The sequence below is a fragment of the Bradyrhizobium sp. JHI2711 genome (assembly GCF_056156565.1).
This window is the reverse complement of the sequence record NZ_JBPZPT010000005.1, coordinates 22948-37193: the sequence shown is the minus strand read 5'-3', so window position 1 is coordinate 37193 and position 14246 is coordinate 22948. Positions and strand designations below refer to the sequence as shown.

The following is a 14246-nucleotide window of genomic DNA, read 5'->3' as shown; positions in this document are numbered from 1 at the left end:
CATGAACACCGCCTTCCTCATCCAGCTCCTGGTCAACGGCCTCGTGGTCGGCACGCTCTATGGCGTAGTCGCGATGTCGTTCGTGCTGATCTACAAGGCGACGCAGGTCGTCAACTTCGCGCAAGGTGAATTGCTGCTGGTCGGCGCCTGGGTGTGCTGGGCCTTGCTGGCGAAATACCAGGTGCCGTTCTGGATCGGCATGCCGATCACGCTGGTGTTCATGTTCGTGTTCGGCATCGCGGTGCAGGTGCTGATCCTGCGGCCGATGATCGGCGAGCCCATCATCTCGGTGATCATGGTGACGATCGGCCTCTCCACCGTGCTGCAGGCGACGCTGAAATGGATGTTCGGCGTCAATCCGCAGCCGTTCCCGCGCGTGTTCGAGAGCCAGTCGGTCGACCTGTTCGGACTGCAGATCCAGACCGTCTACGTCATGAGCCTCGTGGTGTCGGTCGCGATGATGATCGGCATGGCCTGGTTCTTCCGCGCGTCGAAGTACGGCCTTGCGATGCGCGCCACCGCGTTCAACCAGCAGGTGGCGCAGTCGCTCGGCATTTCCGTCAAGAGCGTGTTCGCGATGGCCTGGGCGATCTCGGCGACCGTCTCGGCGGTCGCCGGCGTCGTCGTCGCCGTCGTCAATGGCGTGTCCTCGGGCCTTGCTGCCTACGGCATCAAGGTGTTTCCGGCGGCGATCCTCGGCGGGCTCGATTCCGTCGGCGGCGCGGTGCTCGGCGGCATCATCATCGGGCTTTTGGAGAACGTCGCCCAATATGTCGACAGCGAGTATCTGCACTGGGGCAATCTCTACGAGATCGCGCCGTTCTACGTTCTCATCATCGTGCTGATGATCAAGCCCTACGGCCTGTTCGGCACCCACGACATCGAGCGGATCTGATCCATGGCCGGCCCTGCCCTCATTCCCGCTGGTGATTTCCGCACCACTTACGCCGCGGACACCACGATCTTCCCGACCACCACCAGCCGCAACTTCGCGATTCTGGGCGTCGCGCTGCTCTGCCTCGCGCCGCAACTCTTCAGCGGCTACTGGCTCAGCATTTTGATCCAGATCGGCATCTTCTCGATCGCGGCGCTCGGCCTCAATATCCTGGTCGGCTTCACCGGCCAGATCTCGATCGGACACGCGGCCTTCTTCCTGCTCGGCGCCTTCACCTCGGCCTACATCTCCAATAATGCGCCGATCCCGGTGTTCTTCGCGATCCCGCTCGCGGGACTCGTGACGGCGCTGGTTGGGTTGATCTTCGGCATCCCCGCGGCGCGGCTGAAGGGACTCTACCTCGTCATTGCAACGCTGGCCGCGCAATACATCCTGCTCGACTTCTTCTCGCGCGCCGAGTGGTTCTCCGGCGGCTCGGTGCCGGCGAGCGCCGAGCCGTTCTCGATCTTCGGCTACACGCTGCGGGGCGACCGGCAATATTTCTACGTCGTGCTGGCCTATGTGCTCTTGAGCTACATCCTCGTCACCAACCTGATGCGCACGCGCGATGGCCGCGCGCTGGTGGCGATCCGCGACCATTATCTCTCCGCCGAGATCATGGGCATCAACCTCACCAGGTACCGCACGCTGTCGTTCGGTCTCGCCGCCTTCTTCGCCGGCATCGCGGGCGCGCTCTACGCGCACTATCAGCTCGTGGTCTCCCAGGAAGGCTTCGGCATCGAGCGCTCAATACTGTTCCTGGCCATGATCATCATCGGCGGCACCGGCTCGATCATGGGCACGCTGATGGGCACCGCCTTCGTGGTGCTGCTGCCCGAGGCGATGGAGTTCATCAGCCATCATTTGAAGGGCGGCGCGATCGACAAGGCGCTCTCGCTCAACACCAACATCACCTTTCTGCGCGAGATCGCGATCGGGGTGATCATCATCGCATTCCTGATGTTCGAGCCCGATGGGCTCGCGCATCGCTGGCGACAGATCAAGGCGTATTGGAAACTCTACCCGTTCTCGCATTGAGCACGGCTACTTCACTTAAACGATAACAGGAGGAACCAACCCATGAAGACCAAATCGCTTTTAAGCACCGCGTCGCTCGCGTTTGCGATCGCTGGTTTTGCGGCCAGTGCGCAGGCCCAGATCGCCGTCGGCCATCTCGCCGACTACTCCGGTGCGACGTCGGACGTTGGCACGCCCTACGGCCAGGCCGTCGCCGACACCTTTGCCTGGATCAACAAGAACGGCGGTATCAGCGGCAAGCAGGTCAACCTCGATACCAACGACTACGGCTATCAGGTGCCGCGCGCGATCGCGCTCTACAAGAAGTGGTCGGCGCCGGATGGCAAGGTTGCAACGATCATGGGCTGGGGTACCGCAGATACCGAAGCGCTGACCGGCTTTGTTGCGCAGGACAAGATTCCCTATATCTCCGCCTCCTACGCGGCGGCGCTGACCGATCCGGAAGGCGTGAGCGGCAAGGCCAAACCCGCGCCCTACAACTTCTTCTACGGCCCGAGCTATTCGGACGCGATGCGGGCATTGGTGACCTGGGCGGCGGAAGACTGGAAGGCCAAGGGCAAGAGCGGTAAGCCGAAATTCGTCCATATGGGCGGCAATCATCCGTACCCGAACGCGCCGAAGGCCGCCGGCGAGGCGATCGCCAATGAGCTCGGCTTCGAAGTGCTGCCGCCGATCGTGTTCGCGCTGACGCCCGGCGATTACTCCGCGCAATGCCTCAGCCTGAAGAGCTCCGGCGCCAACTACGCCTATCTCGGCAACACCGCAGCCTCGAACATCTCCGTGCTCAAGGCCTGCAAGACCGCCGGCGTGGACGTGCAGTTCCTCGGCAATGTCTGGGGCATGGACGAGAACGCCGCCAAGACCGCGGCTGACGCCGCCGACGGCGTCGTCTTCCCGCTACGCACGGCCGTAACCTGGGGCGGCAACGCGCCAGGCATGAAGACGGTGATGGAAATCTCGAAAATATCGGATGCAAGCGGCAAGGCCTATCGACCGGTGCACTATATCGCAGGCGTCTGTAGCGCTCTCTACGCCAGGGAAGCGCTCGACTGGGCCGCCAAGAACGGAGGTGCCACCGGTGAGAACGTCGCCAAGGGCTTCTACCAGAAGAAGGACTGGGTGCCGGCCGGCATGGACGGCGTCTGCAATCCCTCGACCTGGACCAACAAGGACCATCGCGGCACCCTCAAGGTCGATCTCTATCGCACCAAGGTCTCCGGTTCGACCAATGCCGACCTGAACGACCTGATGGCCAACGGCACGATCAAGCTCGAGAAGGTCAAGACCGTCGAGCTGCCGCGCAAGCCGGAATGGCTGGGGTGGTGAGCCCGGCTTTCACCACGCGAACACTGTCATCCCTCGCGTTGTGCGCAATTGCGCACCCGGGCGGGGGATCCAGTACGCTGCGGCTTCTCGATGAATCTCAGGCGCCTCTGGAATACTGGGTCGCCCGGTCAAGCCGGGCGATGACAGCGGAGTTTTGAAGCATGACCGACACCCTCGAAGCATCCCGCGCCAAGCCAACCGCCGTGGAGTCCGCTCCCCTCCTCGCCGTGCGCAACATCGAGGTCGTCTATGACGATGTGATCCTGGTGCTGCGCGGCCTCAGCCTCGACGTGCCCAAGGGCGCGATCGTAGCGCTGCTCGGGGCCAACGGCGCCGGCAAGTCGACGACGCTCAAGGCAATCTCGGGGCTGCTCAAGACCGAGGACGGCGAGGTGACGCGCGGCGAGATCCTGTTCGAGGGCGAGCGGATCAACGGCATCGATCCCGACAAGATCGTCCGCCGCGGCATCTTCCAGGTGATGGAGGGCCGGCGCATCGTCGCCGACATGACCTCGCTCGAGAATCTCAAGCTCGGCGCCTTCACGCGCCGGGACCGCGAGGTCGACGCCGACCTCGACATGGTCTTCAGCTATTTCCCGCGCTTGAAGGAGCGCACCGGCCTTGCCGGTTATCTCTCCGGCGGAGAGCAGCAGATGCTCGCAATCGGCCGCGCGCTGATGGCGCGCCCGAAGATGATCCTGATGGACGAGCCTTCGATGGGCCTCTCGCCGCTGCTGGTGAAAGAGGTGTTCTCGATCATCCAGAAGATCAACCGCGATCTCGGCGTCACCATCCTGCTGGTCGAGCAGAATGCACGCGCTGCGCTCTCCGTGGCGAGCCACGGCTACATCATGGAGCAGGGCAAGGTCGTGCTCGACGGCAGCGCCGACGCATTGCGTGACAATGAGGACGTCAAGGAATTCTACCTCGGCGGCGCCGGCGACCAGCGCAAGAGCTTCAAGAACCTCAAGAGCTTCAAGCGGCGCAAGCGCTGGCTGTGATCCACAAGGAGCCTAGCCGAGCACCTGCTCGGCTTCCGTGACCGCGCAGAGAACATGATAGAACGACGACGCAGGAATGGTGTCGATCAGCGATTTGCCGTCGCGATCGAACTGGTCGTACCAGCCGCCCTTGACGGGATGGCTGAGATAATGCCGTTCGAGCCGCACCAGCGCCGCGCGCGCCTCGTCCGCCGCACCCGCCTCGCCGGATTCGGCCTGCGCGATCCACGCCTTCGCGATCTCGGTTTGCGGCCACAGCCGGCGCGTGCTGCGGCGGATGCTGCCGCTTGCATCGCCCTCGTCGACGAGGCAGCCCGTCGCCTCGTCACGATAGCGCAGCGAGGTCTCCAGCAATTCCGCACGCCGCTGGCTGGTCGGGCATCCCGTGATGCGTTCAAAACTCTTCAGCAGCCAGACCCATTCCGCCTGGTGACCCGGCTCGACGCTGACCGGCTCGATCTTCGACCAGTCCTCCTCGAAATATTCCGACAATACGTGCCTCTGCTTGTCGTAGAGGTTGGCGAGGAACAATGCGAAGAATTCTCCGGCACGGTTCTGGAACGACAGATCGTGGGTCGCCTCGAAGCACGCGATCATCGCCTCGAACAGATGCATATGCGGGTTCTGCCGGCGCGGCAGCGAGACCGGAAGGCCTTCGTGAACGCCGCCATGCGGCGAGCGCAGGTGGCCGTCGAGGAAGGCAAGCAGCGCATCGATCTCGGCGCGGACCTGCGCATCCTGGTCGAGCGCATAGACGCTGGCGAGCGCAAACAGGATGAAGGCGTGGTCATAGGCATCACGCCGGGCATCCAGCACCGAACCGTCCGGCGTCAGCCGGTGCACATAGCCGGGCCGGCCATCGGGCGCCTTCGCTTTGGCCAGCAGGTGCTCCAGCCCCTTCAGCGCAATCGCGCGCCCCTCGGGATACCAGCCCATCTGTGCCGCCTTGGCGTAGCACCAGATCTGGCGGGCCTGCACGAACACGCGCCGGGGCGCGGCGGCATCCGCCGCACCGTCGCGGTGCAGCCGGTCGATGAAGCCGCCCGCAGCGTGATCCCAGCCGACCGTCGACCACAGCGGCAGCGCCTCGTCGATCATACGGCGCTTCAGGCGTGCGACGACGTTCGACGCCTCGTCCGCCGCAATGATTCCTTCGTCCGCCATCGGGTCCCTTTCAAGCCTCGCCACTGGCGGTCTGATAGCCATGCCGGTGGCGGCGCGCAACGGATGCCAACACGGAAAGAACAGCCATGACCGCCCATTACGACGCCCGCGAGACGCGTGAGCAAGCCGCGCGCGAGGCCGACCTGTTCGCCCGCCTGCCGGAGGTGCTGCGAGCCGCGATGGCCGCCCCGGCCTATGCCGAGCGGCTGAAAGGCTTCGATCCCGCCGCCGTGACCTCCAGGGCGGCTCTGGCGGATTTGCCGGTGTTGCGCAAGTCGGAACTGCCCGCCCTGCACAAGGCCTCCGCGCCCTTCGGAGGCTTCGTGGCGGCGGCGCCTGGCTCGTTCGCCCGCCTGTTCACCTCCCCCGGTCCGATCTTCGAGCCGGAAGGGCGACAAGCCGATCCCTGGCGCGGCGCAAGGGCGCTGTTCGCAGCCGGGTTCCGCCCCGACGACATCGTCCTCAATACCTTCAGCTACCATCTCACCCCCGGGGGATTCATCTTCGATGCGTCGGCGCGGGCGCTAGGGTGCGCGGTGATCCCCGCCGGCCCCGGCAACACAGAGCAGCAGTTCGAGCTGATCGAGGCCTACCGGCCGGTCGGCTACAGCGGCACGCCGGACTTCTTGAAGATCCTGCTCGATGCCGCCGCAAGCTCGGGGCGTGACGTTTCCTCGATCAAGCGCGCGCTGGTCTCGGGCGCAGCGTTTCCGCCCTCGCTCCAGGCCGAGATCAAGGGGCGCGGCATCGATGCCTACCAGGCCTTCGGCACCGCCGATCTCGGCCTCATCGCCTTCGAGACCGAGGCCCGCGAAGGCATGGTCGTGAACGAGGACCTGATCCTGGAGATCGTCAAGCCCGGCACTGGCGATCCGGTCGCACCAGGTGACGTCGGCGAGATTGTCGTGACTTCGCTCGACCCGCACCATCCCTGGATCCGGCTCGCGCTCGGCGACCTCACCGCGGCCCTGCCCGGCACGAGCCCGTGCGGGCGCACCAACATGCGCATCAAGGGCTGGATGGGCCGCGCCGACCAGACCACCAAGATCAAGGGCATGTTCGTCCGTCCCGAGCAGATCGCCGAGATCGGCAAGCGCCACGCGGGGCTCGGAAGACTTCGCCTCATCGTCACGCGCCAAGGCGAGACCGACGCCATGACGTTGAGAGCGGAAGCTGCGCCCCCTAGCGACTCGCTACGCGACGACATCGCGGCCAGCTTGCGCGCGATAACGAAGCTCGGAGGAGCCGTCGAGCTGGTCGGTCCCGGCACGCTGCCGAATGACGGCAAGATCATCGTGGACGAGCGCTAACCTCAGCTCGATTTCGACAGCAGGTCATTGCCGGGGCTGAGCACATCCCTCCGCGAATGCGGGAGCGCGGAACGAACTCGCGGCACGACGAAGATGACGAGCGTAGAGCCCGACCTTCGGGCCATGGCTGCGATGCCGCCGGGCGCAGGAACCTTGCATCGTCCGGGCTGCTCCCGTATTACCAGACCACGCTGCGATATGGCCGGAATCGGCCCTTTCTGGACCCCAAACGTGCTTGACCGAACCCTCGTCACGATCGCCGAGACGGAGACCATTGAGGAAGCCTTCCGGCGCCTGAACGCGAACATGCTCGGCATCCTGTTCGCGCAAGACGCGAGTGGGCGAATCGTCGGCGCCGTAACGGACGGCGACATCCGCAGGCGCATGCTCACCGGTATCACGATCCAAGACCGGGTTGTGTCCTGCATCAACCGCAAATTCGTCTGGGCACCGACCGGCGGGCCACGCGAGCAGATCCTCAAGCTGCTCGACCAGCGCGTCCACGTCGTGCCGATCCTCGATGGCGAGGGACGGCTGGTCGACGTGTTCAGCCGCGAACTGTTCAACCTGTCGGAAGAGAGCGAGGTGTTCGCGCGCGCCCGCTCGCCGGTGCGGATCAGCTTCTCCGGCGGCGGCACCGACCTGACGCACTACTTCGTGGCGAATGACGGCGGCGCGGTCATCAGCGCCACGATCAAGATGTACGCTCACGCGACGTTGCGGCGCCGGAGCGATCCCAGCATCCGTATCTACTCGCACGACTTCCGCCGCACGGTCGCGGCCGACAATCTCACCGAGCTCGGAACGGGCGGAGATCTCGCACTGATCAAGTCGGTCGTGCGCCTGATCAAGCCGACTTACGGCTTCGAGCTCGAAGTGTCCGCCGACTTCCCGGTCGGTTCCGGCCTCGGCGGCTCCGCGGTGGTTTCGTCGGCGATCATCGGCTGCTTCAACGAATTTCGCAGCGACCAGTGGGACCGCCACGAGATCGCGGAGATGGCCTTCCAGGCCGAGCGGCTGATGCTCAACATCCCCGGCGGCTGGCAGGATCAGTACGCCACCGTGTTCGGCGGATTCAATCACATGGAATTCTTCTCCGACCAGAACACCATCGTGCCGCTTCGCCTCGATCCCAACATCATCGCCGAGCTCGAGGAGAGCCTGGTGCTCTGCTACGTCGGCTCGGGGCGCGATTCCGGCGCCATTCATCGCGACCAGAAGGCTCAGCACGAGACCAGCGACGCGGTGGCCGCAGCTGCCAAGCAGAAGGAAGTGACGCGCGACATCAGGCGGCATCTGCTGCGCGGTCAACTGCTGGAATGCGGCCGGCTGATCGACGAGGCCTGGCACGCCAAGCGGAAGCTGAGCTCCAAGATCTCGTCGGACGCGATCGACGCGATCTATGATTTTGCCAAGCAGCATGGCGCGGTCGGCGGCAAGTTGCTTGGCGCGGGCGGCGGCGGTTACTTCATGTTCTTCGTCCGCCCGTTCGAGCGCTATCAGCTGATCGCGGCGCTGGAACAGCAGGGGCACAGCTGTTCGCGCATCATGTTCGAGGAGAACGGGCTGCGGACGTGGAAGTCCCGTGTTCCCGCCCAGCTAGCATGACGCATATGAGACGAGAATGTTGATGACATCGCCCAAACAGCCTGCTCCGGTCCGCATCGGCAACCGTCTTCTGGGCGATGGCGAACCCTGCTACGTCATCGCCGAGATCGGCAACAACCATAATGGCGACTTCGACCGCGCCATTGCGCTGGTCGATGCCGCGGTCGCCGCCGGAGCTGATTGCGCCAAATTCCAGATGCGCAAGCTCGACGAGGTCTATCGCGCCTCGAGCCTGTCCGGGAAAGACGACGACCTCGCCGTCGAATATACGCTCGATCTTCTGCGCCGCTTCGAGCTGCCGACCGCACAGCAGAAGAAGATCGCCGAATATTGCGCAGCCAAGGGCATCGAGTACCTCTGCACGCCCTGGGACGCCAAGAGCGTCGCCGTGCTCGAAGGCTTCGGCGTGGAGGCCTACAAGGTCGCGTCCGCCGACCTCACCAATCTGCCGCTGCTCGCCCGCCTCACCGCCACCGGCAAGACGTTGATCGTCTCGACCGGCATGAGCACGACGGACGAGATCAAGGCCGCGGCGAAGTTCCTCGACGACCGGAATGCCAGCTACGTGCTGCTGCATTGCCAGAGCACCTACCCGGCCGCGCTCCACAACATTCATTTGCGTTTCATGGAAACGCTGCGCGAGATCCATCCGGTCGTCGGCTATTCCGGCCACGAGCGCGGCATTGCCGTTTCGACGGCCGCCGTCGCGCTCGGCGCCGTCGTCATCGAACGCCACATCACGCTCGATCGCGAGATGGAAGGTCCCGACCATGCCGCAAGTCTCGAGCCGGAGGAATTCAAGGCACTCGTCTCCGGCATTCGCGAGGTGGAAGCGGCCCGCGGCGAGAAGCTCGCCGAGCGCGCGCTGAGCCAGGGTGAGCTGATCAACCGCGAAAACCTCGCCAAGAGCCTGGTGGCCGCGCGCGACCTGTCGGCCGGCACCGTGATCTCCGAAAGCGACATCGCCGTGAAGAGCCCGGGACAGGGCCTGTCGCCGCTGAAGATGCCGGCGCTGCTCGGCCGCAAGCTGACGCGAACGATGGCGGCCGACGACTATTTCTTCCAGAGCGACCTCAATGAAGGCGCCGCGAAGGCGCGGCGCTACCGCTTCGACCGCCCCTGGGGCGTGCCGGTACGCTATCACGATACCGAACGCTTCTTGGAAATCTGCGAGCCCGACATCATCGAATTCCATCTCAGCTACAGCGACATGGAGCGCGATCCGGCGGCCTATCTGTCGGGCACCTATGATCTCGGTTTCGTGGTGCATGCGCCGGAGCTGTTTGCCGGCTCCAAGCTGATGGACCTCGCAACGCCCGACGAGGCGCTGCGGCGCTACTCGCTGGAGCAGACCCAGGCGGTGATCGACATCACCCGCGGCCTGAAGAAATTCTTCCCCAAGACCAAGCGTCCGCCCATCGTCGCCAATATCGGCGGCTTCACCATGGACGAGCCGCTGCCGCCGGAGGAGAAAGCCGAGCGCTACCGCATCTTTGCGCAGAGCTTGACCGAGCTCGACATGGAGGGTGTCGAGCTGACGCCGCAGACCATGGCGCCGTTTCCCTGGCATTTCGGCGGCCAGCGCCACCAGAACATCTTCATCTTCCCGGAGGAATCGGCCGCGTTCTGCGCCAAGCATGATTTGCGCATGTGCGTCGATATCTCCCACACCAAGCTCGCCGCCAATCATTTCGGCTTCGACTTCGCGCAGGGCCTCGCCCAGCTCGGGCCGCACACCGCGCATCTGCATTTCGGCGACGCCAAGGGCCTCGACGGCGAAGGTCTTCAGATCGGCGAAGGCGAGATCGATTTCGACGAGATCGGACAGGTGTTGCGCAAGCATGCACCGACGGCCTCGTTCATTCCCGAAATATGGCAGGGTCACAAGAACATGGGCGAAGGCTTCTGGACCGCGCTCGAGCGTCTGGAGGGACACATCTGATGGCGCGCAAGACGCTGGCCGTGATCGCCGCGCGCGGCGGCTCCAAGGGCATCCCGCACAAGAACCTGCTCGATCTCTGCGGCAAGCCCCTGATCGCCTGGACGGTCGAACAGGCCCGCGCGGCGCGCGGCGTCGACGTGGTAGCCGTCTCGTCGGACAGCGAGGCGATCCTCGCCGCGGCCGAGACCGCCGGCGCGGTCGGCGTGCGGCGCCCGGACGACATTTCGGGCGACCTCGCCTCCTCCGAATCCGCCTGGCTGCATGCCCTCGATGCGACCGAGGCGCGACTGGGCCGGTTCGAGCGCGTGGTCGCGCTTCAGGCCACATCGCCGATCCGCGAGCCCGGCGACATCGAGAACGCACTTGAGACCTTCGATCGCGACCATCTCGACAGCCTGCTGTCGGTCTGCGAGGTCGAGGACTACTTCAACTGGCGGATCGGCGCGAACGGCCCGGAGCCGATCAATTACGACTATCGCAACCGCCGCATGCGCCAGCAGATCGAGAAGCGCTACCTCGAGAACGGCTCGTTCTACGTCCTGATCCCATCCCTCCTGCGCGAGCAGAACAATCGTCTCGGCGGCAAGATCGGCTTCCACGTCATGGATCGTCACAAGATGTTCCAGATCGACCGCCCCGAGGACGTCAAGCTTTGCGCCGCCATCATGCGCAGTTACGGCTATGCCTGATCTCAGCGCCTTCTCGCTCGCAGGCAAGATCGCGGTTGTCACCGGCGCCTCGCGCGGCATTGGCGCGGCGATCGCGAGCGGCCTCAAGGATGCCGGAGCCACCGTGTTCGGCCTCAGCCGGTCCGGAACCGCGCCGCAGGGCGTCACCGCCATTGCCTGCGACCTCTCCGATGACGGCGCGATCGAAGGCGCATTCCGCAGCATCGCGGCAAAAGGCAATCGGATCGACGCACTCGTGAACGCCGCCGGCATCAGTCTTCCAGCCGAAGGCGGCGAAAGCGAGCTCGCGCGCTTCCGCGCCACGGTCGCAACCGATCTCACCGGCGTCTACGCCACCATCCTCGCCGCCTATCCGCTCCTGAAGAACGCGGGCTCGGCGGCGATCGTCAACGTCACCAGCATCAATTCTGTGCGCGGCTTCCCCGGCAATCCCGGCTACGTCGCGGCAAAGGCGGGGCTTGCCGGGCTGACGCGCGCACTCGCCGCCGACTACGCACCGGACGGCATCCGCGTCAACGCACTTGCGCCGGGCTACGTCGCGACCGAGATGACCGCGAAGAGCTATGCCGACCCCGTCATGCACGAGGATCGGCGCCGCCACACCATGCTCGGCCGCTGGGGGCACCCCGCCGACATGGTGGGTGCCGCCGTCTTTCTCGCGTCGGAAGCCTCCGCCTATGTGACCGGCCAGGAGATCTTTGTCGACGGCGGCTGGATCGCCAAGGGCCTCGCCATCAGTTCGGATAGCACATCGTGACCGCAACGCTCGAACGCATCGGCTTCATGCAGGGACGCCTGTCGGCCCTGGTCGACGGCAAGATCCAGGCGTTCCCGTGGAACGAATGGCGCGAGGAATTTCCCCGCGCCAAGGCGCTCGGCCTGACGCGGATGGAATGGACCATCGACCAGGAGCGGCTGCGCGAGAACCCGCTGATGACCGAGCCGGGACAACAGGAGATTCTGACGCTGGCACGCGAAAATGGCGTGCGCATCCCGAGCCTGACCGGCGATTGCTTCATGCAAGCGCCGTTCTGGAAGGTCGATGCGGTCGTGCGCGATGCCCTCGTCAACGATTTCGATCTCCTGATTGCCGCCTGCAGCCGCATCGGCATCGCGTTCATCGTGGTCCCGCTGGTCGACAACGGCAAGATCGAGCGCGAGAGCGAGAGCGACACGCTCAAGCGGGTGCTGATCGCCCGCCGCGAGCAGCTCATAAGACAGAACGTCAAGATCGTCTTCGAGTCCGATCTGCCGCCGCGCGACCTCGCCCGCTTCATGGAGGCGTTTCCGGCGGAGGTCTTCGGCATCAACTACGACAGCGGCAACAGCGCCTCGCTGGGCTACGACAGCGCCGAGGAGATCGAGGCCTACGCGCCCCGCATTCTCAACGTTCATGTCAAGGACCGCGTGCGCGGCGGCACCACCGTGCCGCTCGGCACCGGCAACGCTGATCTCGCGAAGACGATCCGGCTGATCGAGCGCTCCGGCTATAGGGGACAATACATCCTGCAAACCGCGCGGGCCGGCGACGGCGATCACGCCGGCGCGCTGGCGACATATCGCGACATGACGGTTCGCTGGATCGAGGATGCCGCGCGATGAAGCTCGAGCTGGATGATCGCGTCGCGCTCGTCACCGGCGCCAGCCGCGGCATCGGGCTCGCGATCGCGACGACGCTCGCCGCAGAAGGCGCCAGAGTCGCGCTCGCGGCGCGCGGCGCAGATGCGCTCGATGCCGCGCGGGCTACGGTCGGCGGCAGCACATCGGTTCACGTGGCCGATGTCACCGATCCGGCTGCGGCAGCGAGGCTGCTGAACGAGGTCGAACGGCAGTGGGGGCGCCTCGACATCCTCGTCTGCAACGTCGGCAGCGGCGCTTCCGTGCCGCCCGGGCAGGAGAATGCGGCGGAATGGTCGCGGGTGATGGATCTCAATTTCTTCGCCACGACCAACATGATCGAGGCCGCACGGCCGCTGATGGCGCGCGGCAGCGGCGACCGGTCGATTGTCTGCATCTCCTCCATCGCCGGCATGGCGGCGCTGGGCGCGCCCGTCACCTACTATGCCGCGAAGGCGGCGCTGAACGCCACCGTGCGCGGGCTGGCGCGCCCGCTGGCGCTCGAGGGCATCCGCATCAATGCGGTCGCGCCCGGCAACATCCTCGCCGCCGACGGCACCTGGGCGCGCAAGCTCGCCGAGAACAGGGCCGCGGTCGAGGACATGCTTGTGCGCGAGGTGGCGCTGCGCCGGCTCGGCAAGCCGGAAGAGGTCGCCGACCTCGTCGCATTCCTCGCCTCGCCACGCGCGGCGTTCATTACCGGCAGCGTCATGGTCGCCGACGGCGGCCAATTGCGCGGCTGAACAGGAGCTCCCGATGGCAAGCCCGTCCTCACGCTATGACCTGACCGGCCGCACCGCTCTCGTGACCGGTGCAGGCGGCCTGCTCGGCCGGCAGCATGTCGCCGCGCTCTCCGAGGCCGGCGCGCGCGTCGTCGTCACCGACGTCGGACTTGCGCAGGCCGAAGCCGCCGTTGCCGCACTCAAGCAGAATGCGCCGTCCGCCGACCTGATCGCGCTTGCGATCGACGTCACCACACTCGATTCGGTGCGCGCTGCGCACGAGCAGCTTTCCGGCCGCGGCGTCTCCGTCGACATCCTCGTCAACAACGCGGCCATCGATCCCAAGGTGACCTCCGCACCCGGCGTGATGCATTCCTCCCGCTTCGAGGCGTTTCCGGTACCGCAATGGCAGACCGAGATCGCCGTGGGCCTCACCGGCGCGATGCTGTGCGCGCAGGTGTTCGGCGGCGCGATGGCATCGCGGGGCCGCGGTGTGATCCTCAACATCGCCTCCGATCTCGGCGTGATCGCGCCGGACCAGCGGCTCTATCGCCAACCGCAGGTGACGCGCGAGGAGGAGCAGCCGGTGAAGCCGGTGACCTACTCCGTGATCAAGCACGGCTTGATCGGGCTGACGAAATATCTGGCGACGTACTGGGCCGATCACGGCGTCCGCGTCAACGCGATCTCGCCGGGCGGGGTCTTCAACAACCAGGATCCGGCCTTCGTCGAGCGACTGACGCGCCTGATCCCGATGGGCCGCATGGCCGAGGTCGACGAGTACCGCGCCGCGGTGCAGTTCCTGTGCTCGGATGCCTCGAGCTACATGACCGGGCAGAACCTGGTGATGGATGGCGGTCGAAGCGTGTGGTAGCCGCGGCGCGCCGCTCACGAC

The 14246-nt window shown here is 65.5% G+C and carries 13 protein-coding genes; 12 read left to right on the top strand and 1 reads right to left on the bottom strand.

Going from position 1 to position 14246, the window contains the following annotated elements:
- Nucleotide 1: 1 nt before the first annotated feature.
- From ACTEK7_RS30825 to ACTEK7_RS30810, 4 genes are all read left to right on the top strand, one after another.
- Nucleotides 2–895, top strand: a complete 894-nt coding sequence (locus ACTEK7_RS30825) for a branched-chain amino acid ABC transporter permease (protein WP_036029874.1) — start codon at nucleotides 2–4, stop codon at nucleotides 893–895.
- 3 nt (nucleotides 896–898) lie between these two features.
- On the top strand, nucleotides 899–1972 hold the full coding sequence (locus ACTEK7_RS30820) for a branched-chain amino acid ABC transporter permease (RefSeq protein WP_036015700.1): 1074 nt from the start codon (nucleotides 899–901) through the stop codon (nucleotides 1970–1972).
- A gap of 42 nt (nucleotides 1973–2014) precedes the next feature.
- A complete protein-coding gene (locus ACTEK7_RS30815; protein ID WP_225148267.1) occupies nucleotides 2015–3298 on the top strand; it encodes an ABC transporter substrate-binding protein in 1284 nt (427 codons plus the stop codon).
- A gap of 161 nt (nucleotides 3299–3459) precedes the next feature.
- Nucleotides 3460–4299: an ABC transporter ATP-binding protein gene (locus tag ACTEK7_RS30810; RefSeq protein WP_225111905.1), complete on the top strand. Its 840-nt coding sequence runs from the start codon at nucleotides 3460–3462 to the stop codon at nucleotides 4297–4299.
- A 12-nt stretch (nucleotides 4300–4311) separates the two neighbouring features.
- On the opposite strand, the gene ACTEK7_RS30805 is transcribed toward ACTEK7_RS30810, so the two are convergent.
- Nucleotides 4312–5463 (bottom strand): AGE family epimerase/isomerase, encoded by a 1152-nt coding sequence (locus ACTEK7_RS30805; RefSeq protein ID WP_225148266.1) that lies wholly within the window; start codon nucleotides 5461–5463, stop codon nucleotides 4312–4314.
- Nucleotides 5464–5549: 86 nt separating this feature from the next.
- Here ACTEK7_RS30805 and ACTEK7_RS30800 point away from each other — a divergent pair, with 86 nt between their 5' ends.
- From ACTEK7_RS30800 to ACTEK7_RS30765, 8 genes are all read left to right on the top strand, one after another.
- Nucleotides 5550–6773, top strand: a complete 1224-nt coding sequence (locus tag ACTEK7_RS30800) for a phenylacetate--CoA ligase family protein (protein WP_225148265.1) — start codon at nucleotides 5550–5552, stop codon at nucleotides 6771–6773.
- A 231-nt stretch (nucleotides 6774–7004) separates the two neighbouring features.
- Complete coding sequence (locus ACTEK7_RS30795) at nucleotides 7005–8381, top strand: GHMP family kinase ATP-binding protein (RefSeq protein ID WP_225148264.1); 1377 nt, start codon at nucleotides 7005–7007, stop codon at nucleotides 8379–8381.
- Between the two features lie 22 nt (nucleotides 8382–8403).
- Nucleotides 8404–10323, top strand: a complete 1920-nt coding sequence (locus ACTEK7_RS30790) for an N-acetylneuraminate synthase family protein (RefSeq protein ID WP_225111908.1) — start codon at nucleotides 8404–8406, stop codon at nucleotides 10321–10323.
- Nucleotides 10323–11012 carry an acylneuraminate cytidylyltransferase family protein gene (locus ACTEK7_RS30785; protein WP_225148263.1) on the top strand — a complete coding sequence of 230 codons (690 nt, stop codon included), beginning with the start codon at nucleotides 10323–10325 and terminating at the stop codon, nucleotides 11010–11012. The genes ACTEK7_RS30790 and ACTEK7_RS30785 overlap by 1 nt, the downstream gene beginning before the upstream one ends.
- Entirely contained in the window at nucleotides 11005–11769 is a 765-nt protein-coding gene (locus ACTEK7_RS30780) for an SDR family oxidoreductase (protein ID WP_225148262.1), read from the top strand. The genes ACTEK7_RS30785 and ACTEK7_RS30780 overlap by 8 nt, the downstream gene beginning before the upstream one ends.
- Nucleotides 11766–12614: a sugar phosphate isomerase/epimerase family protein gene (locus ACTEK7_RS30775; protein ID WP_225148261.1), complete on the top strand. Its 849-nt coding sequence runs from the start codon at nucleotides 11766–11768 to the stop codon at nucleotides 12612–12614. Before ACTEK7_RS30780 ends, ACTEK7_RS30775 begins: the two co-directional genes overlap by 4 nt.
- Complete coding sequence (locus ACTEK7_RS30770) at nucleotides 12611–13372, top strand: SDR family NAD(P)-dependent oxidoreductase (protein ID WP_036007395.1); 762 nt, start codon at nucleotides 12611–12613, stop codon at nucleotides 13370–13372. Before ACTEK7_RS30775 ends, ACTEK7_RS30770 begins: the two co-directional genes overlap by 4 nt.
- A gap of 13 nt (nucleotides 13373–13385) precedes the next feature.
- Nucleotides 13386–14225 carry an SDR family oxidoreductase gene (locus ACTEK7_RS30765; protein WP_036007397.1) on the top strand — a complete coding sequence of 280 codons (840 nt, stop codon included), beginning with the start codon at nucleotides 13386–13388 and terminating at the stop codon, nucleotides 14223–14225.
- Nucleotides 14226–14246: the final 21 nt, after the last annotated feature.

Bases quoted from the DNA above. Each gene is read 5' to 3' on its own strand.
- ACTEK7_RS30765 (WP_036007397.1), top strand. From the start codon at position 13,386: ATGGCAAGCCCGTCCTCACGCTATGACCTGACCGGCCGCACCGCTCTC.
- ACTEK7_RS30815 (WP_225148267.1), top strand. From the start codon at position 2,015: ATGAAGACCAAATCGCTTTTAAGCACCGCGTCGCTCGCGTTTGCGATC.
- ACTEK7_RS30800 (WP_225148265.1), top strand. From the start codon at position 5,550: ATGACCGCCCATTACGACGCCCGCGAGACGCGTGAGCAAGCCGCGCGC.
- ACTEK7_RS30825 (WP_036029874.1), top strand. From the start codon at position 2: ATGAACACCGCCTTCCTCATCCAGCTCCTGGTCAACGGCCTCGTGGTC.
- ACTEK7_RS30770 (WP_036007395.1), top strand. From the start codon at position 12,611: ATGAAGCTCGAGCTGGATGATCGCGTCGCGCTCGTCACCGGCGCCAGC.
- ACTEK7_RS30805 (WP_225148266.1), bottom strand. From the start codon at position 5,463: ATGGCGGACGAAGGAATCATTGCGGCGGACGAGGCGTCGAACGTCGTC.
- ACTEK7_RS30790 (WP_225111908.1), top strand. From the start codon at position 8,404: ATGACATCGCCCAAACAGCCTGCTCCGGTCCGCATCGGCAACCGTCTT.
- ACTEK7_RS30785 (WP_225148263.1), top strand. From the start codon at position 10,323: ATGGCGCGCAAGACGCTGGCCGTGATCGCCGCGCGCGGCGGCTCCAAG.
- ACTEK7_RS30820 (WP_036015700.1), top strand. From the start codon at position 899: ATGGCCGGCCCTGCCCTCATTCCCGCTGGTGATTTCCGCACCACTTAC.
- ACTEK7_RS30810 (WP_225111905.1), top strand. From the start codon at position 3,460: ATGACCGACACCCTCGAAGCATCCCGCGCCAAGCCAACCGCCGTGGAG.
- ACTEK7_RS30780 (WP_225148262.1), top strand. From the start codon at position 11,005: ATGCCTGATCTCAGCGCCTTCTCGCTCGCAGGCAAGATCGCGGTTGTC.